Annotated in this window: 26 protein-coding genes and 1 tRNA gene; 17 read left to right on the top strand and 10 right to left on the bottom strand. The window is 58.5% G+C overall.

The window, feature by feature from the left end; translation table 11 throughout:
* Window positions 1–40: 40 nt before the first annotated feature.
* The 3 genes from ACP15U_RS00185 to ACP15U_RS00195 form a co-directional block, all read right to left on the bottom strand.
* A complete protein-coding gene (locus tag ACP15U_RS00185) occupies window positions 41–424 on the bottom strand; it encodes a carboxymuconolactone decarboxylase family protein (protein WP_425043103.1) in 384 nt (127 codons plus the stop codon).
* Window positions 425–757: 333 nt separating this feature from the next.
* A tRNA-Ala gene (locus ACP15U_RS00190) sits at window positions 758–833 on the bottom strand.
* 156 nt (window positions 834–989) lie between these two features.
* Entirely contained in the window at window positions 990–1,313 is a 324-nt protein-coding gene (locus ACP15U_RS00195) for a TIGR02300 family protein (protein ID WP_425043104.1), read from the bottom strand.
* 99 nt (window positions 1,314–1,412) lie between these two features.
* Here ACP15U_RS00195 and ACP15U_RS00200 point away from each other — a divergent pair, with 99 nt between their 5' ends.
* The 6 genes from ACP15U_RS00200 (at window position 1,413) to ACP15U_RS00225 (ending at window position 6,787) form a co-directional block, all read left to right on the top strand.
* Window positions 1,413–2,099 carry a M48 family metallopeptidase gene (locus ACP15U_RS00200; RefSeq protein ID WP_425043105.1) on the top strand — a complete coding sequence of 229 codons (687 nt, stop codon included), beginning with the start codon at window positions 1,413–1,415 and terminating at the stop codon, window positions 2,097–2,099.
* Between the two features lie 108 nt (window positions 2,100–2,207).
* Entirely contained in the window at window positions 2,208–2,867 is a 660-nt protein-coding gene (locus tag ACP15U_RS00205; RefSeq protein WP_425043106.1) for a GntR family transcriptional regulator, read from the top strand.
* Between the two features lie 162 nt (window positions 2,868–3,029).
* Complete coding sequence (locus tag ACP15U_RS00210; RefSeq protein WP_425043107.1) at window positions 3,030–4,043, top strand: ABC transporter substrate-binding protein; 1,014 nt, start codon at window positions 3,030–3,032, stop codon at window positions 4,041–4,043.
* 16 nt (window positions 4,044–4,059) lie between these two features.
* Complete coding sequence (locus ACP15U_RS00215; protein WP_425043108.1) at window positions 4,060–4,827, top strand: ABC transporter ATP-binding protein; 768 nt, start codon at window positions 4,060–4,062, stop codon at window positions 4,825–4,827.
* Window positions 4,820–5,608 (top strand): ABC transporter permease, encoded by a 789-nt coding sequence (locus tag ACP15U_RS00220; RefSeq protein ID WP_425043109.1) that lies wholly within the window; start codon window positions 4,820–4,822, stop codon window positions 5,606–5,608. Before ACP15U_RS00215 ends, ACP15U_RS00220 begins: the two co-directional genes overlap by 8 nt.
* 45 nt (window positions 5,609–5,653) lie before the next feature.
* Window positions 5,654–6,787 (top strand): lytic murein transglycosylase, encoded by a 1,134-nt coding sequence (locus tag ACP15U_RS00225; RefSeq protein WP_425043110.1) that lies wholly within the window; start codon window positions 5,654–5,656, stop codon window positions 6,785–6,787.
* An 81-nt stretch (window positions 6,788–6,868) separates the two neighbouring features.
* On the opposite strand, the gene ACP15U_RS00230 is transcribed toward ACP15U_RS00225, so the two are convergent.
* The gene (locus ACP15U_RS00230) at window positions 6,869–7,831 is read right to left on the bottom strand and encodes an acetyl-CoA carboxylase carboxyltransferase subunit alpha (protein ID WP_425043111.1); all 963 of its coding nucleotides are present in this window, start codon (window positions 7,829–7,831) and stop codon (window positions 6,869–6,871) included.
* 127 nt (window positions 7,832–7,958) lie between these two features.
* The gene (locus ACP15U_RS00235) at window positions 7,959–8,555 is read right to left on the bottom strand and encodes a LysE family translocator (protein ID WP_425043112.1); all 597 of its coding nucleotides are present in this window, start codon (window positions 8,553–8,555) and stop codon (window positions 7,959–7,961) included.
* A 73-nt stretch (window positions 8,556–8,628) separates the two neighbouring features.
* On the opposite strand from ACP15U_RS00235, the gene ACP15U_RS00240 reads away from it, so the two are divergent.
* Together ACP15U_RS00240 and ACP15U_RS00245 are read left to right on the top strand one after the other, a co-directional pair.
* Window positions 8,629–9,081: an Lrp/AsnC family transcriptional regulator gene (locus tag ACP15U_RS00240; protein ID WP_425043713.1), complete on the top strand. Its 453-nt coding sequence runs from the start codon at window positions 8,629–8,631 to the stop codon at window positions 9,079–9,081.
* 118 nt (window positions 9,082–9,199) lie between these two features.
* Complete coding sequence (locus ACP15U_RS00245; RefSeq protein ID WP_425043113.1) at window positions 9,200–9,778, top strand: PA14 domain-containing protein; 579 nt, start codon at window positions 9,200–9,202, stop codon at window positions 9,776–9,778.
* Between the two features lie 118 nt (window positions 9,779–9,896).
* Here the strand turns inward: ACP15U_RS00245 and ACP15U_RS00250 are convergent, their stop codons facing one another.
* The gene (locus ACP15U_RS00250) at window positions 9,897–10,859 is read right to left on the bottom strand and encodes an L-malyl-CoA/beta-methylmalyl-CoA lyase (protein WP_425043114.1); all 963 of its coding nucleotides are present in this window, start codon (window positions 10,857–10,859) and stop codon (window positions 9,897–9,899) included.
* A 297-nt stretch (window positions 10,860–11,156) separates the two neighbouring features.
* Here ACP15U_RS00250 and dgcN point away from each other — a divergent pair, with 297 nt between their 5' ends.
* From dgcN to ACP15U_RS00265, 3 genes are all read left to right on the top strand, one after another.
* Complete coding sequence (gene dgcN / locus ACP15U_RS00255) at window positions 11,157–12,158, top strand: N-acetyltransferase DgcN (protein ID WP_425043115.1); 1,002 nt, start codon at window positions 11,157–11,159, stop codon at window positions 12,156–12,158.
* A 70-nt stretch (window positions 12,159–12,228) separates the two neighbouring features.
* Entirely contained in the window at window positions 12,229–13,194 is a 966-nt protein-coding gene (gene dgcA / locus ACP15U_RS00260; RefSeq protein WP_425043116.1) for an N-acetyl-D-Glu racemase DgcA, read from the top strand.
* A gap of 41 nt (window positions 13,195–13,235) precedes the next feature.
* Entirely contained in the window at window positions 13,236–14,096 is an 861-nt protein-coding gene (locus ACP15U_RS00265) for a D-amino-acid transaminase (protein ID WP_425043117.1), read from the top strand.
* Window positions 14,097–14,177: 81 nt separating this feature from the next.
* Here ACP15U_RS00265 and ACP15U_RS00270 read toward each other — a convergent pair whose 3' ends face one another.
* The 3 genes from ACP15U_RS00270 to ACP15U_RS00280 all read right to left on the bottom strand — a co-directional run bounded on the left by ACP15U_RS00270 (window position 14,178) and on the right by ACP15U_RS00280 (window position 15,716).
* On the bottom strand, window positions 14,178–14,492 hold the full coding sequence (locus ACP15U_RS00270) for a DUF1244 domain-containing protein (RefSeq protein ID WP_425043118.1): 315 nt from the start codon (window positions 14,490–14,492) through the stop codon (window positions 14,178–14,180).
* Window positions 14,493–14,637: 145 nt separating this feature from the next.
* Complete coding sequence (locus tag ACP15U_RS00275; protein WP_425043119.1) at window positions 14,638–14,877, bottom strand: DUF6868 family protein; 240 nt, start codon at window positions 14,875–14,877, stop codon at window positions 14,638–14,640.
* 101 nt (window positions 14,878–14,978) lie between these two features.
* Window positions 14,979–15,716, bottom strand: coding sequence for an N-formylglutamate amidohydrolase (locus ACP15U_RS00280; RefSeq protein ID WP_425043120.1), 738 nt, complete (start codon window positions 15,714–15,716; stop codon window positions 14,979–14,981).
* A 125-nt stretch (window positions 15,717–15,841) separates the two neighbouring features.
* On the opposite strand from ACP15U_RS00280, the gene pyk reads away from it, so the two are divergent.
* The 4 genes from pyk (at window position 15,842) to rplT (ending at window position 18,240) form a co-directional block, all read left to right on the top strand.
* Window positions 15,842–17,287 (top strand): pyruvate kinase, encoded by a 1,446-nt coding sequence (gene pyk, locus ACP15U_RS00285; RefSeq protein ID WP_425043121.1) that lies wholly within the window; start codon window positions 15,842–15,844, stop codon window positions 17,285–17,287.
* 24 nt (window positions 17,288–17,311) lie between these two features.
* Window positions 17,312–17,536, top strand: a complete 225-nt coding sequence (locus ACP15U_RS00290; protein WP_425043122.1) for a hypothetical protein — start codon at window positions 17,312–17,314, stop codon at window positions 17,534–17,536.
* A 123-nt stretch (window positions 17,537–17,659) separates the two neighbouring features.
* On the top strand, window positions 17,660–17,860 hold the full coding sequence (gene rpmI, locus ACP15U_RS00295; RefSeq protein ID WP_027263382.1) for a 50S ribosomal protein L35: 201 nt from the start codon (window positions 17,660–17,662) through the stop codon (window positions 17,858–17,860).
* Window positions 17,861–17,874: 14 nt separating this feature from the next.
* Entirely contained in the window at window positions 17,875–18,240 is a 366-nt protein-coding gene (rplT, locus tag ACP15U_RS00300) for a 50S ribosomal protein L20 (protein WP_425043123.1), read from the top strand.
* Window positions 18,241–18,314: 74 nt separating this feature from the next.
* On the opposite strand, the gene ACP15U_RS00305 is transcribed toward rplT, so the two are convergent.
* On the bottom strand, window positions 18,315–19,439 hold the full coding sequence (locus tag ACP15U_RS00305) for a hypothetical protein (RefSeq protein WP_425043124.1): 1,125 nt from the start codon (window positions 19,437–19,439) through the stop codon (window positions 18,315–18,317).
* Between the two features lie 286 nt (window positions 19,440–19,725).
* On the opposite strand from ACP15U_RS00305, the gene ACP15U_RS00310 reads away from it, so the two are divergent.
* Both ACP15U_RS00310 and pheS read left to right on the top strand, forming a co-directional pair.
* Window positions 19,726–20,511 (top strand): hypothetical protein, encoded by a 786-nt coding sequence (locus ACP15U_RS00310; protein ID WP_425043125.1) that lies wholly within the window; start codon window positions 19,726–19,728, stop codon window positions 20,509–20,511.
* A gap of 105 nt (window positions 20,512–20,616) precedes the next feature.
* The gene (gene pheS / locus ACP15U_RS00315) at window positions 20,617–21,690 is read left to right on the top strand and encodes a phenylalanine--tRNA ligase subunit alpha (protein ID WP_425043126.1); all 1,074 of its coding nucleotides are present in this window, start codon (window positions 20,617–20,619) and stop codon (window positions 21,688–21,690) included.
* Window positions 21,691–21,701: the final 11 nt, after the last annotated feature.

A 21,701-nucleotide genomic window follows, 5' to 3' on the forward strand; every position in this document is an offset into this window, starting at 1 on the left:
GTTCAATTTGGCTATCTGGCTGTCGGTTCCGCAGCACGCATCACGGGTTTTCTTCCAGAATTTTCCGAGCCGACCGGAAGCATTCCAAAGCCTGCGGCACACCGCAATAGATCCCGATGACGTGAATGATCGCCCGGATTTCTTCCTTGCTGACCCCATTGTTGATTGCGCCCCGGCAGTGAATTTCCCATTCATTCATTTTCCCAAGGGCCCCGATCATCGAAAGGTTCATCATGGACCGTGTCTTGGCGTCGATCACGTCATCGCCCCATCCAAAGCCCCAGCACCATGCGGTCATGGCTTCCTGAAACGGCCGGGTGAAATCATCGGCGGCCGCGAGGTTTTTCTCTACGTACTGCGCGCCGAGCGTGGCCTTGCGCTGCTCAAGCCCTTTCAGAAACAGATCTTCGTCGAATGTGCTCATGCTGTGTCCCTCTCAGAAACGGGCCAGTTTCAACCTGGTAAAGCCCAAAGTTCTCCAAATCCCGGCCTTCTGGTTCAATCCGCAACCGCCACTGTATGGATTGAATCTGCCAGGGTCCGGTTGAGACTAGGCGACGCAGATCTGATTCCGCCAACGATATCGCAGTGGGTTACCGATTTTCAGAAACTGAATTGGTGGTTTGCCCTTGTAAGGGGGAATAGGATCTGTCGCAGAAGCTGAATGGCCGATCTGAACACAGCCTCTGACCCGACATCGCGCGCGGCAAGGAGTGGCTCTGACGGCTTAGTCCGGATCAAAATGTTCGAGAAGATTTGGTGGAGCCTAGGGGAGTCGAACCCCTGACCTCTTGCATGCCATGCAAGCGCTCTCCCAACTGAGCTAAGGCCCCAAAGTCCGCATCGCTGCGGTGGACGGACGTTTATGAGAGGTCGGGCAGGAGTGCAAGTGAAAAAATGCACGCTTGACGCAAATCTCTGTGGCCTTTCCGGGTCCGCCGGAACGTGGCGGAAAGGTTGAAACAGGGCGTGATCGGCGCCCCATTCCGTCAGCTGTCGTCGTCTTCCGAAGACACGTCGGCGATCTCTTCCAGGGATACGTTTTCCGTATCGTCGTCATCGTCCAGAACGTCATCGCCCAGATCAACATCGACTGCGTCATCATCAAGAACGTCGTCGGTGCTGTCCGCGGCTTCCTTGGCTTTCAGCGTGGCGGCATCTTCCGAATCCGCGGCGATCATCCGGCTTTTGCCAGTGTCCAGTTCCACGACATCGCCCGTGTAAGGGCTGACGATCGGGTTCTTGTTAAGGTCATAAAACCGTTTGCCTGTGGTCGGGCAGACGCGCTTTACACCCCATTCTTCCTTGGGCATGAGAATCCCCTTGATTTCAGGTGAGTCGTATCGACGATTCCGGTCACCTGCCATATGAGGTGGGGACTGTCAAAGCCTTTGAGGGCAGTTGGGACAAACATGGCGGAACATAACCTGCCCGGTCGGCCTCCGGTGCCACTGACTCTGCGCCGGTCCCCGCGTGCGCGGCGGATCAGCCTGCGTGTATCGCGGCTGGACGGTCGGGTAACGCTGACCTTGCCCAGAGGTGTGCCAGAAGGAGAGGCGCTGGCCTTTGCTCGGGACAAGGAAGCGTGGATTCGCGACAATCTGGCGGCTGCACCTGAGCGCCTGCAGGTGGATATCGGCGGCTTGTTACCCATCGGGGGGGAATTGCGGCGCATTGAGCCGGGTGCAGGACGGCGGGTCGTGCTGCACCCGGACCGGATAGAGGTTCCCAAAGAGGCCGCGCCGCGACGTCTGCAAAGTTTTCTGCGGGTGTTGGCGCGCGACCGGCTTGCAGCGGCCTCGGATCATTACGCGGCGGCTTTGGGGGTGAACTATTCGCGCCTCACTCTACGCGATACCCGTTCGCGGTGGGGGTCGTGCTCGTCGCAAGGAGCCTTGATGTATTCATGGCGGCTCATCCTCGCGCCGCCGGATGTCTTGCGTTACGTGGCTGCTCATGAAGTCGCGCATCTGCGCGAGATGAATCATTCGCCGGCTTTCTGGAACCTGGTCGAGCAGCTTTATGGGGATTACGGACCGCCGCGAAAGTGGCTGCGGGTCGAGGGCAGCTCTCTCCACCAGTTCCGCTTCGGGGACTGAGCCTCGGGGGCCGCATGGCAGCCGGGCGGCCAATGATCATCCGGCGTTCCGTGGCGGCATTCCTTGCCAGTATCTTGACCTGTTCCGGATTTGTGATCACAAAGAAGTATGATGTTGAGTTCTCGTTCTTCAGAGGCGGCACCGGCGGCACCGGTCGCGCATGACCATGTATACCGGACGTTGCGCACACGAATTTTGCATGGCGAGATTGCGCCGGGGCATGCGCTCACCTTGCGAGGGATCGGGAGGGAATTCGACGTGTCCATGACCCCTGCGCGCGAGGCCGTGCGGCGACTGGTGGCCGAGGGGGCATTGCTGTTGTCCAGTTCAGGCAGGGTTTCTACACCGGAACTCACCAATGACCGGATCGAGGAACTTGCCGCCCTGCGAGCCTTGCTGGAAGTTGAACTCGCCAGCCGCGCCTTGCCGCGCGCCCACATGGCCCTGATCGACCGGCTGCACAGCATCAACATGACCGTCGCTGAAATGGTTTCGAAACGGGATGCAGTGGGTTACATCCGGTCAAACCTTGAGTTTCACCGCACACTATATTTGCGGGCGCAGGCGCCGGCAATGCTGGCTATGGCAGAGACCGTCTGGCTGCAGCTCGGGCCGACCATGCGGGCGCTCTATGGTCGGCTGCGTCGAACCGACCCACCCAGAAATCACAAGCTGATCATCGCGGCCTTGAAAGCGGGCGATGAGCCCGGTCTGAGGCTGGCAGTCCGGTCAGACGTCACACAGGGGCTGCGGCTGCTGGCCGGCTAGCCCGAGCTTTGACCTTTTATCTGGCCTCACAATGCTGGTCGGAAATGGCTGCAATCTCACGGTTGGCGGCCAGCCCCTGACAAGTGATTGCATCGGGCCAGATTTGCCGTCACTCTTCGGCGCACAAGCCCGAAACAGGGCGTCAGAACGGGGAGTTTCAAAATGACAGATCTTACACGCCGCTCGGCATTGGGTTTGATGGGCGCAGCCGCAACTTTGCCCATTCTCGGTTCACCAGCGTTTGCCAGCACGAAGCTAACGGTGGGTGCACTTCGGTTTACCAGCCATGCGGCGTCGTTCGTGGCCTTCGAACGTGGCTATTTCACTGACGAAGGGCTTGATGTGGAGTTCAAGTTCTTTCAGGCAGCACAGCCGATGGCGGTGGCAATTGCCTCGGGCGATGCAGACTATGCCGTTACGGCGATATCCGGTGGATTAGTGAACCTCGCCGAAAAGGGCGCGGCCAAGGTGATCGGCGGCGCTCTGAGCGAAGAAAAGGGCATCGACGGGCAGGTGATCCTCGCCTCGAATGCGGCGTACGAGGCGGGCCTGACGAGCCCGGCCGAACTGGGCGGGAAAACGTTCGCGGTGACGCAGGCCGGCTCTTCCTTCCACTACATGGGATCGAAAATTGCGGCAGCCGAAGGTGTGTCGGTCAGTTTCAAACCGCTGCAAAAGGTCGGGGCAATCATTGGTGCAATGAAGTCCGGGCAGGTCGATGCTTGGTCGATCGTGCCGCATATCGCCAAGGCGCTTGCAGGTGGCGGGGCGGTCAAGGTGATCGGAAACGTTGCGGACTACATCCCGAATTATCAGGTTACCACCGTCTTTACCTCGGCGAACAATGCCGCGAACGAGCGCGCCAAGACCGAAGCCTTCCTGCGCGCCTTTTCGCGCGGAGCCGACGATTTCAACGCGGCACTGGTAGACAAGACAGCCGGTGAGGACGCCGCCACGGACATGGTTAAACTGATCCACAAATATGTCTACACGGATCGCCCATTCGAAAAGGCCGAAGGTTCGATCAGAAACGGGGCCATGCGCATTAACAAGGATGCCTCGCTCAATATGGCATCCGTTAAGGACCAGCTTGGCTGGTTCAAATCGGAGGGTCTGATCAAAGATGGTATCACCACAGATACGCTGGTCGATTCCTCCTATGCTCCAATGATCTGACCGGCGCAGACACGGTATGGATCTGACGCTGCAAGATATCTCGCACCGGTATGGCGACATGCCGGTGCTCAAAGAGATCTCGCTTCATATACCGGATGGCGAGATCCTTTGCGTTATCGGTCCTTCGGGGTGTGGCAAGTCCACCCTTCTGAGGATGATTGGCGGGTTGGAGCGACCCGATCTGGGTCGTATCCTGCAACATGGTGATGCGCCTGCGGGGTGTCTGAATCCACTGACCTTCGTTTTTCAGGACTTCGCTCTTCTGCCGTGGCGCAGCGTTGCGGGGAATATTTCATTGGTTCTGGAAGATCACGGTCTGCCCCGCGCCGAGATAGACCGGATCGTGTCGGATGTTCTGGCGCGTACCAAGCTGAGCGATTTTAAAGATGCCTTTCCCCGGCAATTGTCTGGGGGAATGAAGCAGAGGGTCGCGATCGCCCGTGCTTTGGCGGTAAACCCGGCCGTCCTGCTGCTGGATGAACCTCTGTCTGCATTGGATGCCCAGACACGTGAACTTCTGATGGAGGATCTTGTCGGGCTCTGGGTCCGCCAGCCGTTCACGGCGGTCTACGTCACGCACAATCTCGCTGAGGCCGTTCGGCTGGGCCACAGGGTCGCGGTGCTTTCCCGGCGGCCGGGCCAGCTGCGCGAAGTCATCGAGATTGATACCCCACTGACCGACAGGCAAGCGGGTGATCGGGAGCTGGAGGCACTTCAGTCCCGGCTGTGGAACCTGATGCGCGAGGAAGCACTGGCTGCGGATCAGGAGTTGCTGAATGTCTGACCGCCAGGTTCCGTTCCGAGGCGGTGGTTTCAGCCCGGTTTCGAAACGCGGTGCCGGTGTTCTGGTGTTCGTGATTCTGCTTGCGCTGATCGAGTGGGGCACGCGGGCAGGCTGGATTTCGAATCTGACCCTGCCGCGGCCAAGCGACGTTTTCTTAACCCTTCGGAACCTGGCGGAATCTGGTCTGCTGTTGTCCCATTTGCTGCCCTCCTTGAGTCGACTGATTGTAGGGTCGTCAATGGGCGTGACAGCGGGCATTGGCATCGGCGTGATGATTGGCCTGTTCTCGTATGTCCGGGCCGGGCTGGTTCCGCTGGTTGCCGCGATCTTCCCGATTCCGAAAATCGCGCTGCTGCCGCTGTTCGTAATCTGGTTCGGGATAGACGAGGGATCAAAATACGCCCTGATTGCGCTCGGGACCTTCACGCCCACCGTTGTCGCCACATACGGTGCGGTGGATAACGTGGATCGAGGGTTGATCCGAATGGGTCAGAGCTTTGGTCTGCGATGGTTCAGCATCGTGCGCAAAATCGTGTTGCCGGGTGCGTTGCCCGGTATCTTGTCAGGAATGCGTGTATCTCTGGCCATCGGCATCATCCTGCTGGTCGCCGCCGAAATGCTGGGGGCTGAATATGGCATCGGCGCATACATCCTCGAAGCGGGTTCACTATATGATCTTGAACGACTTTTTGCGGGTGTCGTGATCCTTTCGGCGCTGGGTGTTCTGACAAGCTGGGCAATTGGCCAGATGGAGAAACGGCTGCTGGCATGGCGGGGTTGATCAGGCTATTCTCCGATCAAAACAAACGAGCAGGTGTTTCCCGTTATGATTGATCGACGTCTCTTTTCTCTCGGCCTTGGCGCAACTGTATTGTCAGCCTGTACGAACGCGGCCTCTACGAGCGCCCCGAAGACCCGCATGCAATCGGTTCCGAACGCCGGTTGGGATGCCTGGGTGTCGGGCTTCCAAGGACGCGCTGAGCGGCAAGGGATATCGGCGCAGACCATCGACCGGGCTTTTCGCGGCGCTGGCTATCTACCCGGAGTGATTGAGCGGGACCGCAACCAGACGGAATTCACCCGGTCGCTTGAGGATTATCTTGCGATCGCCGCCTCGGACGAGCGGATTTCCATGGGTCGGCAGATGCTGCAAAAACATGGCCAGCTGCTCAGCCGAATCGAGTCGGCCTATGGTGTCGAAAAAGAGGTTGTGACAGCCGTGTGGGGGCTGGAAAGCCGATACGGCCAGCGCCGGGGCGACGTGCCGGTCATCTCGGCCTTGTCGACACTGGCGTATGACGGGCGTCGCGGAGCCTTTTTCGAAAGCCAGTTGGTCGCCGCCCTGAAGATCCTGCAAAATGGCGATACCACGCCGGACAACATGACCGGAAGCTGGGCGGGGGCCATGGGGCACACCCAATTCATTCCGACGTCTTACCTGGCCTATGCAGTAGATTTTACGGGGGATGGACGCCGCGACATCTGGTCTGACAACCCTGCGGACGCACTGGCATCTGCAGCGGCCTATCTCAAGCGATCCGGCTGGGTGTTCGGGCAGCCTTGGGGCGGAGAGGTCGGTTCGGCCGCTGCCAATTCAAGAACGCCGTCGGCCATTATCCAGCCGCAATCGCCAGGCCCAAAATTCGCGGTCTTCCGCAATTTCAGCGTGATCAAGCGATACAACAACTCGGACAAGTATGCGATCGGAGTTGGGCATCTGTCCGACCGTATTGCGGGTGCTGGACCGCTCAAGACACCCTTTGGACCCGATGCCAACGGGTTGACGCTGAATGATCGCAAAGAGCTTCAGCAGCGCCTGATAAAGGCCGGGTATGACACCAAGGGTGCGGACGGGGTTATCGGCTCCAATAGCACCGCGGCCATCAGCGCTTATCAGAGGGACAATGGATTGCCAGTGACGGGCACCCCTTCGATGGAGTTGCTGCAGCGGCTAAGGTGACATCTCTGTCATTGGGTCGGATACTCTGACCCGCAAACACGTTTTTCACGATCGGAGCGGCTTTGCTTCAATCACGCGCGGTCAGGCAGCCAGACCTTTTGAGCCCATTTCGAGGAACTTCTTGCGCCGGTCGCGGATCAAGTCTTCGCGGCTTCCATTTTCCAGTTCGCTCAGCATCGCTTCGATCGCGTGACCGACCGACTCGATGGTCGCGGCGCGGTCTCGATGGGCGCCGCCCTTGGGTTCGCTGATGATGCGGTCAACTACGCCCAGTTTATGCAGATCCTGAGCCGTCAGGCGCAGGGCCTCGGCGGCTTCGCGCATCTTTTCGGAGTCCTTCCACAGAATAGAGGCGCAGCCTTCCGGCGAAATGACCGAATAAACCGAATGCTCCAACATCGCCACGCGGTTGGCAGTGGCAAACGCCACCGCGCCGCCGGAGCCGCCTTCACCGATGATGACCGAGACCAAGGGAACTCCGATCTTCAGGCACATCTCGGTTGACCGGGCGATTGCTTCTGACTGACCGCGCTCTTCGGCGCCTTTGCCGGGATAGGCACCGGGTGTGTCGACCAGAGTCACCACGGGCAGGCCGAAACGGCCGGCCATTTCCATCAGGCGAATTGCCTTCCTGTAGCCCTCGGGCCGGGCCATGCCAAAGTTCCGTTCGATCCGGGACTTGGTATCCGACCCCTTTTCGTGACCGATGACCATGACCGGTCTATCGTTGAACCGGGCCAGCCCGCCCATGACCGAATGATCGTCGGCAAAGTTCCGGTCTCCGGCCAGCGGCGTGTACTCGTCAAACAGGGCCTGAACGTAGTCCTGGCAATGCGGACGGCCGGGATGCCGGGCAACCTGACATTTCCGCCACGGCGTAAGATCCTTGTACAGATCCTCGAGGAGAGCTGCCGCCTTGGCGTCGAGCGCCGCGGCTTCGTCGGAAATGTCCATTTCCTCATTGGCCCGGGCAAGGGCCCGCAACTCTTCCGCCTTGCCTTCGATCTCGGCCAGCGGTTTTTCGAAATCCAGATACTGGGTCATGTCGCCTCTTCACGCGGGTAGTGGAGGCTATATGACCGCAAGGGCTCTCGGATGCAACTCGGCAGGAGACTTGATTTCCGGACAGAGTGCTGTAGGCCGCTAAGCCCGGGCATTCAACGCGGCAATGTCAGATCGACAAAAGCAGCGGATAGAGAGACGCCACCAAAAGCAGCGCCATCGTGCGATTGAACAGGGTCAGGCGATGTGGATCGGTCAAAAACCGTGCCATCTGCTGCCCGAGAACTGTCCAAGTTCCGACCGAGGGCAGATTCACTGCGCCAAAAACCAAGGCAACAAGAAGCACAGCCGACATCGACCTGTCGGGGGAATAGGCGCTGATCGCCGTCAGGGCCATTGCCCATGCTTTCGGGTTGACCCACTGGAAGGTGGCTGCCTCTAGAAATGTCATCGGACGGGCTTCGGCTCCTTGAGCGCGGACCGGCCCTGCCTGCGAGATCTTCCATGCCAGATACAGCAGGTAAACCGCAGACAGACATTTAAGCACGGCATAGCTGTAAGGGATCGTGTCGAAAACCTGCATCAACCCAGTGCCAACCAGCACCACCATGAAAGTAAATCCAATGCCGATCCCCAGCATATGCGGAATCGACCGCCGGAATCCGAAATTCGCCCCAGATGTCATCAGCATCAGGTTGTTGGGCCCTGGCGTGATCGAAGAGGCGAAAGCGAAAGCAATCAGAGCGGTGAGGATTTCCAGCGTCATGTGTTGATTTGTTGCGCATTCTAAGCGAAATGAAATTGCAAAATTGCACCATTTCACCCAATCTCTGCAACCAATGGTCACAGTGGATGAGATATCACTGAAAATATTGCGTGAGCTGGCCGGCAACGGTCGGATCAGCAATCTTGAGCTGGCTGAAAGGGTGGGGCTGTCGCCCTCGGCTTGTCTGAGGCGGGTGCAGGATCTGGAACGGCGCGGGGTAATCTCGGGCTATCGGGCAGTGTTGGACCCTCAGGCCATGGGCATCGGTTTCGTCGCTTATATTGGTGTTGGTTTGGGCGAACACTCCAAGGCGGCGCAGGAGGCATTCGAACGGGCCATGTCCCGCGCGCCCGAAGTCACAGAATGCCATAATACAACGGGAACGATCGAGTATTTGCTAAGGGTGGAATGCGCTGACCTTCCGTCATACAAACTGTTCCACACCGAGGTTCTGGGGGCAGCGCCCCATGTGAATTCCATAACGTCCTACGTGGTTCTTGGGTCCCCGAAGGACCAGCGCGCCTGAATGTGAACGGGCGCGAAACCGTTGGGGCTTGCCGTTGTCTCTGGCTGCGCTTAACGTTTTGACAGGGAAACTGGCAAAGCCCGGCACCGCCCGGCGCAGATCGGAAACGGAGATCCCAATGAAATCAATTCTGACCGGAGCTGTTGCTGCCTCCGCGCTGCTTTGTACTTCTGTGGCTTTTGCCGCGCCTTTGAAGCTTACCCCGGCCACAAAGTCGCCCAAGAGTGGGGGCCTGTCGGTGAAATACGCCTGGGCCGGAGATCCACCTGCCAGGATTCAGTCGCTCAACGAGGCCAAGCAAATGCTCGGGGGCGCCAAGGCCGGCCCGCCTTTGCGAGGCCTTGACTACGCGGATACAAACAAGGGCGATCCGGTCATGACGCATGAGCAGCACTACAATGTCGCTGCTGACATCAGGGGATACATTAAGTTCGATGCGCCCGGCATCTACGAGCTTGAAACCTGGTCGAATGACGGTATCGAGGCTCGCATCGGCGGTCAGGTGGTCGGCAAACAGCCCACCCGGTCAGGTGGGTGCGATCCCAACCAGCGGGTCGAGGTCGAGGTGCCCAAGGCCGGGTGGTATCCGCTCCAGATTCAATACTTCCAGAAATACGGCACATCTTGCCTGATGATGAAATGGGGCAAGAAGGGGGAGAAACTGAAGTGGGTTCCTAACAACGCCTTCGGTCGCTGATAGGTTAGGCATTGCTGGGGGCTCGACCCCTATCGCTCTTACGATTCCCCTATTTTTGGCCGGAAGAAAAAAGGGGCGCTCCGATTGGGACGCCCCTTGCTGCTTTTTTGGAATTCGGTCAGCCGTTTGCGGCGATCAGTTCGGCCTGCGCCACGATCACTTCGGCCTGTTTGATCGAGGCGATGTCCACGAGGCGGCCCTTGTAGACGGTGGCGCCTTCGCCGTTCGCCTTGGCCTGTTCCATTGCAGACAGGATCTCGCGGGCTTCGGTCACGGCTTCGTCCGAGGGGGTGAAGACCGTATTGGCCAGCGCGATCTGTTTGGGGTGGATCGCCCATTTGCCGACCATGCCCAGCGTTGCCGAGCGTTTGGCTTGCGCGATATAACCTTCGTCATCCGAGAAATCGCCAAAGGGGCCGTCCACCGGCAACACGCCGTGTGTCCGGCAGGCGGCGACGATGGCGGTCTGCGCCCAGTGCCACGGGTCCGACCAGTGCTTGTCGCCGCCCCGCAGCATGTAATAATCTTCCTGCGTGCCACCGATGCCTGTCGTCTGCATGCCCATCGAGGCGGCAAAGTCCGCCGCGCCGAGGCTCATGGCCTGAAGGCGCGGCGAAGATGCTGCGATCGCCTCGACATGCGCAATGCCGGCGGCCGATTCGATGATGACTTCGAAAGAGACCGGCTTTGTCCGCCCCTTGGCCTGCTCAATGGCTGTGACCAGAGCGTCAACGGCATAGACGTCTTCGGCGCACCCGACCTTGGGGATCATGATCTGATCGAGCCGATCGCTGGCCTGCTCCATAAGGTCGACCACGTCGCGATACCAATAGGGCGTGTCGAGCCCGTTGATCCGCACCGACATGTACTTGTTGCCCCAGTCCACCGTGTTCAGCGCCTCGATGATATTGGCACGCGCCACATCCTTGTCGCTGGGGGCAACCGAGTCTTCGAGATCAAGGTTGATGACATCCGCCGCCGAGGCCGCCATCTTCGGAAACAGTTTGGTGTTGGACCCCGGGCCGAACAATTGGCATCGGTTGGGGCGGGAGGGTGCGGCAGGCTGAATGCGGAAGCTCATGATCGAGACCTTGTTGAGTAAGTAAATTACGTTTTGCTACCCTCAGGCAGTATTAAATTGCGTGAGGATGCGCAAGCGCCTTTGTGCATGCGCAGCAATGCTTGCGCAGCATTTGTCGCCCAGTTGGCTCTTTTGGCTGATGAATTTTTTTGCATCGCGAAAACTTCGAAGAAACGTGCGTGATTTTTGCAATGCAAAGGATAATCTTCGATTTCTCTTATCAGGTCCGCTGGAAAACGCGACAGCCTCGTAGATCCGCCTCTCTAGAATGCGGCGGGCGAAAAGGAGTGAAGCGCGATGATTGAAACCCCTTACCTGTTGTTCCTGGGCGATGCCCCCGATCAGCTGGCGGCCAAGGTCGCCATCGGAATCAAGGACTGGCGGCCCGAAAATGCCGTTGGTCAGTACCGGATGGACGGGTGCAAGGCCGATGTCGGTTTGAAAGACATGGACCTGGCCGAAGCCCGTGCGGCCGGGGCCAAGACTTTGGTGATCGGCGTTGCCAATCGCGGAGGGGTCATCAGTCAGGAGTGGAAAAAGGTTCTGGTGATGGCGCTGGAGGAAGGTTTCGATCTGGCCTCCGGATTGCATAACCTTCTGAGCAACGAACCGGACCTTGTCGCCGTCGCCGAAGCAGTCGGCCGCAAGCTCCACGATGTCCGGGTCCCGGAGCAGGAGTATCCGATTGCGAACGGGGTAAAACGTAAGGGCAAAAGATGCCTGCCAGTCGGCACCGACTGTTCTATCGGCAAGATGTATACCGCACTGGCGATGGATGCCGAGATGCGCAGGCGCGGTATTAAATCGACGTTCCGGGCGACGGGGCAAACCGGGATTCTTGTTACCGGCGACGGAGTGCCACTGGATGCCGTTGTAGCCGACTTCATGGCCGGTGCCGTGGAGTGGCTGACCCCGGACAATGACGAAGATCATTGGGATCTGATCGAGGGGCAGGGGTCCCTGTTTCATGTCTCCTATTCCGGAGTGACGTTGGCGCTTGTTCATGGCGGACAACCTGACGCTTTGATCCTGTGCCATGAACCGGGGCGCGCTCATATGCGCGGTTTGCCGGGTTATCAGCTGCCCTCACTCGAAGCTCTTCGGGATCTGGCAATGGAGACGGCAAAAATCGCGAACCCCGATGTGAAGGTCGCTGGCATTTCAGTGAACACTCAAAAGCTGGAAGAGGCCGAAGCTATAGCGTATCTGACCAAGCTCGAGGCGGAGATGCAGCTGCCGGCGACGGATCCGTTCCGGTTCGGCCCCGGCAAGCTGGTGGACGCCCTGATGGCCCTGTAATCAGGGCATGCGCCAAAGCGGCGGTTCGCCGCCGGCGCGGGGTAATTTCGAAAGAAGAAGGAATGAACGCGTGCGCATAGAAGTTTCTCGCTATGTTTTCCGGCTGGCACAGGTGTTCACTATCTCGCGCGGGTCTCGGACCGAAGCGCAGGTTTTGACGGTTCGGGTGATGGATGGCGATCTGCAAGGGTGGGGGGAATGTGTTCCCTACGCGCGCTATGGCGAAACACTTGGGTCGGTCGAGGCCGAGATTCAGGGCCTGCCAGATGACATCACCCGCGACCGGTTGATGGACCTGCTGCCCGCGGGTGCCGCGCGAAATGCGGTCGACTGTGCGCTTTGGGATCTTGAGGCCAAGCGATCGGGGCTGAGGGCATGGGAGCTGGCCGGGCTACCCGCGCCGGGCCCGGAGATCACGGCCTTTACGTTGTCGCTCGACACGCCCGCGACAATGCAGGCGCAAGCCGCCAAGAATGCCTTCCGACCATTGCTCAAGATCAAACTGGGAACGCCAGATGACATGCCACGATTGGAGGCAGTCAGGGCCGGGGCACCTGCATCGCACATTATCGTCGATGCGAACGAGGGCTGGTCTGCCGAGGTGTATTCCGAATTGGCGCCGCATCTGGTGCGGCTGGGGGTGGCGCTTGTGGAACAACCTTTGCCCGCCGGCGAAGATGAAGCTCTCATTGGGATGCAGCGCCCAGTGCCGGTCTGTGCAGACGAAAGCTGCCACGATCGGGCCAGCCTGCCTGCGCTCAAGGGAAAGTATGATGTTGTCAACATAAAGCTCGACAAGACAGGCGGGCTGACCGAGGCCCTCAAGCTGCGGGCAGCCGCTCTGGAACAGGGTTACGGGATCATGGTGGGCTGCATGGTCGGCAGTTCTTTGGCAATGGCCCCTGCAACACTTGTGGCACAGGGTGCGTCGGTGACGGACCTTGACGGGCCGCTGCTCTTGGCCGAAGACCGCGATACCCCGCTTGTTTTTGACGAGGCCGGTGTGCATCCGCCCGAGGTCGCACTTTGGGGGTAGAGAACGGGCCGAAACCCGGTGAAAGCGAAAGAGGAACACACATGACCCGCACCGTCTACGTGAATGGAGAATACCTGCCCGAAACCGAAGCCAAGGTCTCGATCTTCGATCGTGGGTTCCTGATGGCGGATGCGGTTTACGAGGTGACCAGCGTGTTGGACGGCAAGTTGATAGATTTTCACGGTCACGCAGTTCGGCTTGCGCGTTCGTTGAGCGAACTCGACATGCAGCAACCGTGCAGCGAAACAGAGTTGCTTGAAGTTCACCGTGAACTTGTGCGGCTGAACGAAATCGACGAAGGGCTGGTGTATCTGCAGGTGACACGCGGGTCGGACGGGGACCGGGACTTTGTTTTTCCGTCAGAGGAGGTCAAGCCGACGCTGGTATTGTTTACCCAGAACAAGCCCGGTCTGGCAGATAACCCGGCAGCCCGGAAAGGTGCCCGCATCATATCGATCGAGGATGTGCGCTGGGGACGCCGCGATATCAAGACGACGCAGCTTCTCTATCCTTCGATGGGCAAGATGATGGCCAAGGCAGCGGGTTGCGATGACGCTTGGTTGGTCGAAGACGGTCATGTCACCGAAGGCACATCGAACAACGCCTATTTTGTAAAGGGCGGCAAGATCGTAACCCGGCCGCTGTCAAAGGATATTCTGCACGGCATTACCCGCAAAGCAGTTCTCCGGCTGGCGCAAGAAGCGCAGATGGAGGTCGAAGAGCGTCTTTTCACCGTCGATGAAGCGAAATCAGCCGATGAGGCATTCACCACCTCCGCCAGTGCCTTTGTGATGCCGGTGGTTGAAATCGATGGCGTGCAACTGGGGGACGGAACGCCGGGCCCGATCGCGCGGCGTCTGCGCGAGATCTATCTGGACGAGAGCCGCAAGTCAGCGATCTGACGGCAGGAAGCCACTCTGTTTCAGATTTGTACCCCGCCTGCGCCACCCATCGGCCACAAAGGTCGGCGGGTGGCAGGCAGGTCAACCTTCTTTGCCGACATTCTCTTCGAAGGCGACCTTGAATGCTGCCTGCTTTTCCAGGCTGGCTTCGGTCTGGTATTTGTCCTTCCATTCGGAATAAGGCATTCCGTAATAGGCTTCGCGACCGGCTTCCTTGTCCATCTCGATGCCCTTGTCGTTGGCGGCTTCCTGATACCAGCGTGCCAGGCAGTTCCGGCAGAACCCGGCAAGGTTCATCATATCGATGTTTTGTACATCCTTACGGTCTTCCATCAGGTGTTTCTGAAGCCGGCGGAAGGCTGCGGCCTGAATCTCGATCTCAGTTTGCTGGTCCATGTCAGAGCTCCGGGGTGGTCTGGTTTCTATTCTTGAAACTGGCGTATCAACCAGTGGGCAGGGATACAATATTGGCGAGGTCTCGATCGCCGCTGACGTCCCACGCATTGGAGGCCAGGTAAGGCAGTTCGTGCTGCCGCAACTGTCAGACGAGCTTTAGCGCCAGCCACGGAACGAGGCAAAAGAAGAGCCAGAGCGTCTTGAAATTGGCCAGATACCGAAAGTATGCAGCACGCACATCCGCCGGTTCCATGTCAAACATGCGAGCGTGCACCCCGGTCACCCAGTCGCGCAATGCAAGCAGACCTATCGATGTGAGCAGAAGGAACCCAAAGTTAAGAACGGTCATCCAACCAAAGAGGGTTGTGAGTGTTTCCTGGGTCATGCGGATCTCCGATACTGGAATGTTCCCTTGCCTCCAATCTGGGGTAGAGACCCCAAGCGTGCAAGAATACCAGCCGGGATAACCGGCGCGCTGACGCCGCGTTATAAGCCGCTGTTTTCCAACGCGTCTTGAAACAGAGGCGCCAGACGTTCAGCCCAGTGCCTTTGGCCATCATGGTCGGCGATCAAGTCATTGCGAAGCTCAATCAGAGCATTCGGGCGTCCATGGGTCGTGCAATGCCTGTCGATCGCATCTCCCGGTAGAAACCCGGTGTAAGGTTCGTTGACGCCTACACATAGATCGCTCTCGTCCCGAAGCCGGTCAATGAGTGGCCGGGAGAACCGCTCGTCTTTGGTGTGCAGAACGCCGATATGCCAGGGGCGGGGATCGCGTCCCCGCAGTTGGCGGGTGAACGAATGCATGGATATGACAACCGCATGGGGCAGGGCGGCCAACCGGCCCAATGCCTCGTGATAAGGCCGATAGCACATGTCCAGCCTGCGTTCCCGCTCGACGCTGTCGGCGTGCCGATTGCCCGGGATGATCGAGCCGTCATACAGTTTCATCAGCAGGGTCGGGTCGTCTTCGCCGCGGTTCGGATCAATGACAAGCCGCGAAAAGTTGGCCGCGATGACGGGCGCATTCAGGATCTCTCCGAGGTGTTTTGCCACCTCGTAGGCGCCTACGTCATAAGCGATATGCCGCTCCATATCCTCGCGCGAGAGCCCCAGATCGCCGTCGTTGACCGCCGGTGGCACAATGTTGGTAGCGTGGTCGCAAGTGATCAGCCAACGGGCGGGGCGATCTTCGCCATGAACAAAAAACGGGGTGTATGTCATCAGCCTGTCATCTCTTTTGCCGCAGGTGTAGGCCAGTTGCCCCCAAAAGGGAATTGGGTCATAAGCGATCCGGAATTGTTTGCGGTAACATCGCAAGCGGCAATCAGACTAAGGAGAACAATCGCGTGCGACGTCAACGTAACGTAAAGATCGTAGCCACACTGGGACCGGCTTCGGATAGTTACGACATGATCCGGGCCTTGCATGAAGCCGGAGCTGATGTGTTCCGTCTGAATATGAGCCACGGAACCCAGGATGAAATCCGAGAAAAGCACCGGATCATCCGGCAGGTGGAGCGCGATCTCGACAGCCCGATTGCAATTCTCGCTGATCTACAAGGCCCAAAGCTGCGGGTCGGTGATTTTGCCAACTCGGCCGAGGAACTCGAAGACGGAGCGCCGTTCCGCTTTGATCTCGATAAAACACTAGGTGATGCTTCGCGGGTTTGTCTGCCGCATCCCGAGATTTTCGAAGCTCTCAATCCCGGAGCCACGCTGTTGGTCAATGACGGCAAGATCCGTCTAAAGGTTGAGAAATGCGGTCCGGATTTTGCCGATTGCTCGGTGATCGCAGGTGGAACGATTTCAAACCACAAAGGGGTGAACGTTCCCGACGTTGTCCTGCCCTTGGCAGCTTTGTCGGAGAAGGACCGATCCGATCTCGAGTTCGCCTGCCAACTCGGCGTCGATTGGCTTGCGTTGAGCTTTGTGCAACGGGCCAAGGACGTGCACGAGGGGCGGGCGCTGGCGGATGGTCGCGCAGCGATCCTTTCGAAGATCGAAAAGCCTGCGGCGGTGGAGGCGTTCAACGAAATCCTCGATGCGTCGGATGGCATCATGGTGGCGCGTGGCGATTTGGGTGTTGAACTGCCGGTTTCGGCGGTGCCGCCGATCCAGAAACGAATGGTGCGCAAGTGTCGGGCAGCGGCCAAGCCGGTGATCGTGGCAACCCAGATGTTGGAAAGCATGATTGAAAGTCCAATGCCTACGCGCGCCGAGGTCTCGGATGTTGCCACGGCAATCTATGAGGGCACGGACGCGATCATGCTCAGCGCTGAATCAGCGGCGGGTCAGTATCCGGTCGAAGCCATCCAGACAATGGACAAGGTGGCGATCGAAGTGGAGGCCGATCCGACCTATACCCAGATCATCTCTTCTTCGCGATCGGCCAAGGGAAACAGCGTCGCCGATGCGATCGTGGCCGCCGCGCGCGAAATTGCGGAAAAAACCGAAATCAAGGCGATCTGCTGCTTTACCCAATCCGGCACCACCGCATTGCTGACAGCGCGGGAACGGCCCGGCGTTCCGATCATTGCAATGACATCACTCAAGGGTACGGCACGGCGCCTGTGCCTCAGCTGGGGTTGCAACTGCGTGATGACTGCCGAACTGGAACGCTTCAAGGGGGCCGTCGTGAATGCGGCGCGGGCTGCGAGATCCAGAGGGTTTGCAGATGAATCGGATCAAATCGTGGTCACCGCCGGGGTTCCGTTCAATGTGCCGGGAACGACCAATATTCTGCGCGTTGCGCCTTGCGATGAGCGTTTGATTAACAATACCGATCCGGAGTAGCGTTTCCCATGAGGAGGGCGCAGCGTGGATACGGATCTGTTGCTTATCATTGGTTTGGTGCTTCTCGCCTTTGCGGTTCCGGCCGTGATGCGCGCTTACAGTAACGGTCAACCCCCGAGGGCTGCGGGGTTGTCTGTCCTTTTGGCGGGCGGGTTGATTCTTTATGCCGTTACCGCCAATCCCGGCGGATACAGGGTGGCCGAGATCCCCGACGTCTTTTTTGGTGTTATCGGTCGATATCTGAACTGATTTTTTCTCTGACCCTCTTGCCAGCGGTCCTGTTTCTGCGTAAACGGCCGCTCTGACCGCGCGACCGGCTCATGTGGCATGCCGAGTCGCGTTTCGAACCGAACCCGAGAACAGGAGACGGAAATGCCCAAGATGAAGACCAAATCGAGCGCCAAGAAGCGCTTCAAGGTGACAGCCACCGGCAAGGTAATGGCTGGCCAGGCTGGCAAGCGCCACGGCATGATCAAGCGTACCCGCAAGTTCATCCGTGATGCCCGCGGCACCACCACCCTTTCTGCCCCCGACGCTAAGATCGTCAAGGGCTTCATGCCCTACGACCGCTAAGAGGAGATTGAGATATGTCCCGCGTTAAAGGTGGAACCACGACTCACGCCCGTCACAAGAAGGTAGTAAAGGCCGCCAAAGGTTACTATGGCCGCCGCAAGAACACCTTCAAGGTTGCCCGTCAGGCCGTCGACAAGGCCAACCAGTATGCAACCCGCGACCGCAAGAACCGCAAGCGCAACTTCCGCGCCCTGTGGATCCAGCGTATCAACGCTGCGGTTCGTTCGCATGACGAGGCACTGACCTATTCCCGCTTCATCAACGGCCTGACCCTGGCCGGCATCGAAGTGGACCGCAAGGTTCTGGCTGATCTGGCCGTGCATGAACCCGAAGCATTCGGCGCCATCGTTGCCAAAGCACAGGCTGCTCTGACCGCCTAAACGGTCTTGCAGATTAATCCTCAAGAGCTGCTTCTACCGGGGCAGCTCTTTTTCGTTTCCGGGCTCTGGGAGTTTCAGCTTTCGGGAATGCCCAACTCGGACAGCTTGGCATGCAGATATCGCGCGATCTGGCGAGAGCCAGCGGGTGTGGTGTGGATTGCGTCGTAGAAATCGGCCGCATTGTCGAAATCGAGTTCGGCTACCAAATCAAGGCAGATGGCTTGCTTGTTTTGACAGGTAGCCATGATTGTGTCGGCAGTCGCGCGTTCGAAATTGTAGAAATCCACGCCGTTGAGTTCCTGTAACTGGGGCGGCAGGGTTTTTCGGACAAGTTCGAAGAAATCCGGCTCGTATTTTGCGATCCCAAGCACTTTGCCATCACGCCGCAGCCAGCGCGCACTGCGTTGGGTGACAAAAATCGGAATGGCGCCAAACTCTCGTGTCAGGCGATCAAGCTCGGCAACCCGGCTGGCCAGCCCATCCAGTGAGGCTTGCAAGTGGGGTGCCATTTCCCCTGAGATCAGTGGTTTATCCGTCAGTTCCTGCTGATCCGCGATGTTGCTGCGGTTCAATTCGTGGCGAATGGGTTTTTCGGCCATCAGCCCCTGCGCCACTCGGTAGAGCTGGAAGACGGCAGAGTGCTCCTTGATGAACCCTTTTACCTGCGTGGCCATCCCCGCAGTCTGCATGTCGTCGAAAAGGGTTTCGCCTTTCAGAATGAGTGCATCGTTGATCCCAATGTAAAACAGAATGTACCCGGCTTTCATTTGCGGAATTTTGGCAAACCAGGAGTCAAAGTTCTGGATGTGGCCGAATGTTGATTGTCCATCGATCCCGGCGTTCACGATTTCGACGTCGTTGCCGTCGGCGGAATAGATGCCTTCCAGTTCCGCCTGATATGTCTGGCTGTCGTCGATCCAGCGCTGGTCGGTGGTGCTCCCGCCCACCGTCAGAATATCAATCTCGGAAACCGGGCTGGAGAGACCGCGAAAACCATAGGCATCCCGTGTGTAAGTGATGGTTTCGATCCCGCCCGAGATCTGCTCGGGAAGCGGGTTTTCGCGGATAATCACCTGATCGCGGACCTGCGTGAACTGATAGAGCGCATGCTCACGCGAAAACCAAGTTCCGAAAATCAATTCAAGGATCACGAGAAGGCCCAGAAGAATGGCCAGATTTACAGCAATTACACGTGCCATTTGGGCGCAAATTTCCGGATTTTGAAAAACACTTGGCCTGTCAGATCGGCGCAACATTCCCACAACGTTGCCTTAAGGGCAAGCATAGCGAAGCACTCAGGTGATTCCGCGCCGCGAAACAGATTCACTACTCAAAAACGTTCTTGAACAAGGCTCGAAAAGAGACCGGCAAGCCGGGCTGTGCGCTCCCACTACGAAGCTCTTTCCCGTCCGGTTGGTTCATGCGATCATTTCAGCAACGGGCAACAGACTGCAAATTGGGAGCGCCACCAGACGGGAGCGATACGTGCTTGGTGTAACATTGACAATTGCGGCGATCGTTCTTGGGGTCATACTTTTTACCTGTCTGAGCTACTATGTCGCCCATGTCGTTGCCGGTCGGGACATTCCCCAGGAAACACGGGAATTGGCAGGTTCGGTCGTTTTTCGGATTTCGGCGTTGCATGGGCTGATCCTGGCCTTGATTTTTGCCCAACAGATTCAAAGCTTTCAGCAGCTGCAACGGACGACCATCGACGAAGCAACTTCGCTGGTAGACATCTATTTTGATATCGAACACCACGGGAGCGATCAGAAGGACGCGGTTCGTGCCAGCCTGCGGTCGTATTTGGATCGTGTGCTGGAGTTTGAGTGGCAGTCTCTTGCGCTGTCCGGCAGGCTCGACCCCAAGGCATGGCAGCATTGGGAAAACATCTATTTGATTACCTTGGACCTGAGCGCCACAACGCCAAGGCAAGTTTCCTTGCGAAACAGCATGCTGGATGATCTGGCGACAATTGCCGATCTGAGGGACAAGCGCGAAAGCTTCTCATTTGCCACAAACCTGTCGGCTTTCTGGTTTGCCGGGGTCTCGGGCATTGTTCTGGTCGCAATCGCCTATTTCGCCTTCACACCGACCGCCATCAACGTGGCGCTAATCACGATTTTTGGCGGCTACACCGGGATTGTCTTCTTTTTGATCGTTTCGCTGTCGAACCCGTTCGCAGAGCCCGGAGCGCTAGACCCACAGGCGCTCGAAAATCTGGCGGCCAACCAGTTTGCCATGCGGACAAAGGCCACGGATGGTGAGTGACGGGACCTGTTGCCCCGAGGTCAGATGAATTGTCGGATCTCTCCAACCCCTTGCGTTCACACCCTGCTGTGATAGCAGGTTCACGACAAAATTCAGAGGACCGTCATGGACGATCTTAAGGGAAAATACCTCGGCCAGATCGCTGAGGCTGTTGATGAAGCCGCACTGGAAGCGATCCGGGTGGCCGCAGTTGGCAAGAAGGGCGAAATTGCGCTGAAGATGCGCGAACTGGGCAAGATGAATCCGGAAGAGCGGCAGGTGGCTGGCCCGGCACTCAATGCGCTCAAGGATGAGATCAACTCGGCGCTGGCAGCCAAGAAAGCCGCCCTTGCCGATGCGGCGCTGGACGAACGGCTGCGCACCGAATGGCTCGATGTGACGCTGTCCTCACGTCCGCGCCGGCAGGGCACCATTCACCCGATCAGCCAAGCCAGCGAAGAACTAACCGCGATCTTTGCCGAATTGGGGTTTTCCGTGGCCGAAGGCCCGCGGATCGAGACCGACTGGTATAATTTCGACGCCCTGAACATCCCCGGCCACCACCCCGCGCGGGCCGAGATGGACACGTTCTATATGCACCGCGCCGAGGGCGACAATCGCCCGCCGCATGTGCTGCGCACCCATACCTCTCCGGTGCAGATCCGGTCGATGGAGAAGCAGGGCGCCCCGATCCGGGTGATCTGTCCCGGCGGTGTCTACCGCGCCGATTACGACCAGACCCACACGCCGATGTTCCACCAGGTCGAAGGGCTGGCGCTGGACAAGGACATCTCGATGGCGAACCTGAAATGGGTGCTGGAGGAGTTCTGCCGCGCCTTCTTCGAGATCGACGACGTGGAACTGCGCTTCCGCGCCTCGCATTTTCCGTTCACCGAACCCTCGGCCGAGGTCGATATCCGCTGCTCGTGGCAGGGCGGCGCGCTGAAGATCGGCGAAGGCGACGACTGGATGGAGATTTTGGGCTCCGGCATGGTCCACCCCAAGGTGATCGCCGCCGGCGGCATCGACCCCGAGGTCTATCAGGGCTTTGCCTTCGGCATCGGCATCGACCGTCTGGCGATGCTGAAATACGGCATCCCCGACCTGCGGGCCTTCTTCGATTCAGACCTGCGCTGGCTGCGCCACTACGGGTTTGCAAGCCTCGATATGCCAAACCTGCATGGCGGCCTGTCGCGGTGAGCTTTCGGTGG

This window comes from Primorskyibacter sp. S87, assembly GCF_049801055.1.
Taxonomy (GTDB): Bacteria; Pseudomonadota; Alphaproteobacteria; order Rhodobacterales; family Rhodobacteraceae; genus JBNAGF01.

Excerpts from the sequence above, each read along its gene's own strand:
- ACP15U_RS00195 (WP_425043104.1), bottom strand. The coding sequence starts at position 1,313 with ATGCCCAAGGAAGAATGGGGTGTAAAGCGCGTCTGCCCGACCACAGGC.
- ACP15U_RS00240 (WP_425043713.1), top strand. The coding sequence starts at position 8,629 with ATGGTCACAGTGGATGAGATATCACTGAAAATATTGCGTGAGCTGGCC.
- rpmI (WP_027263382.1), top strand. The coding sequence starts at position 17,660 with ATGCCCAAGATGAAGACCAAATCGAGCGCCAAGAAGCGCTTCAAGGTG.
- ACP15U_RS00270 (WP_425043118.1), bottom strand. The coding sequence starts at position 14,492 with ATGGACCAGCAAACTGAGATCGAGATTCAGGCCGCAGCCTTCCGCCGG.
- ACP15U_RS00210 (WP_425043107.1), top strand. The coding sequence starts at position 3,030 with ATGACAGATCTTACACGCCGCTCGGCATTGGGTTTGATGGGCGCAGCC.
- ACP15U_RS00185 (WP_425043103.1), bottom strand. The coding sequence starts at position 424 with ATGAGCACATTCGACGAAGATCTGTTTCTGAAAGGGCTTGAGCAGCGC.
- ACP15U_RS00220 (WP_425043109.1), top strand. The coding sequence starts at position 4,820 with ATGTCTGACCGCCAGGTTCCGTTCCGAGGCGGTGGTTTCAGCCCGGTT.
- ACP15U_RS00280 (WP_425043120.1), bottom strand. The coding sequence starts at position 15,716 with ATGACATACACCCCGTTTTTTGTTCATGGCGAAGATCGCCCCGCCCGT.
- ACP15U_RS00245 (WP_425043113.1), top strand. The coding sequence starts at position 9,200 with ATGAAATCAATTCTGACCGGAGCTGTTGCTGCCTCCGCGCTGCTTTGT.
- ACP15U_RS00230 (WP_425043111.1), bottom strand. The coding sequence starts at position 7,831 with ATGACCCAGTATCTGGATTTCGAAAAACCGCTGGCCGAGATCGAAGGC.
- ACP15U_RS00215 (WP_425043108.1), top strand. The coding sequence starts at position 4,060 with ATGGATCTGACGCTGCAAGATATCTCGCACCGGTATGGCGACATGCCG.
- pheS (WP_425043126.1), top strand. The coding sequence starts at position 20,617 with ATGGACGATCTTAAGGGAAAATACCTCGGCCAGATCGCTGAGGCTGTT.
- ACP15U_RS00275 (WP_425043119.1), bottom strand. The coding sequence starts at position 14,877 with ATGACCCAGGAAACACTCACAACCCTCTTTGGTTGGATGACCGTTCTT.
- ACP15U_RS00235 (WP_425043112.1), bottom strand. The coding sequence starts at position 8,555 with ATGACGCTGGAAATCCTCACCGCTCTGATTGCTTTCGCTTTCGCCTCT.
- ACP15U_RS00205 (WP_425043106.1), top strand. The coding sequence starts at position 2,208 with ATGATGTTGAGTTCTCGTTCTTCAGAGGCGGCACCGGCGGCACCGGTC.
- ACP15U_RS00225 (WP_425043110.1), top strand. The coding sequence starts at position 5,654 with ATGATTGATCGACGTCTCTTTTCTCTCGGCCTTGGCGCAACTGTATTG.
- ACP15U_RS00250 (WP_425043114.1), bottom strand. The coding sequence starts at position 10,859 with ATGAGCTTCCGCATTCAGCCTGCCGCACCCTCCCGCCCCAACCGATGC.
- rplT (WP_425043123.1), top strand. The coding sequence starts at position 17,875 with ATGTCCCGCGTTAAAGGTGGAACCACGACTCACGCCCGTCACAAGAAG.
- ACP15U_RS00200 (WP_425043105.1), top strand. The coding sequence starts at position 1,413 with ATGGCGGAACATAACCTGCCCGGTCGGCCTCCGGTGCCACTGACTCTG.
- ACP15U_RS00305 (WP_425043124.1), bottom strand. The coding sequence starts at position 19,439 with ATGGCACGTGTAATTGCTGTAAATCTGGCCATTCTTCTGGGCCTTCTC.
- ACP15U_RS00265 (WP_425043117.1), top strand. The coding sequence starts at position 13,236 with ATGACCCGCACCGTCTACGTGAATGGAGAATACCTGCCCGAAACCGAA.
- dgcN (WP_425043115.1), top strand. The coding sequence starts at position 11,157 with ATGATTGAAACCCCTTACCTGTTGTTCCTGGGCGATGCCCCCGATCAG.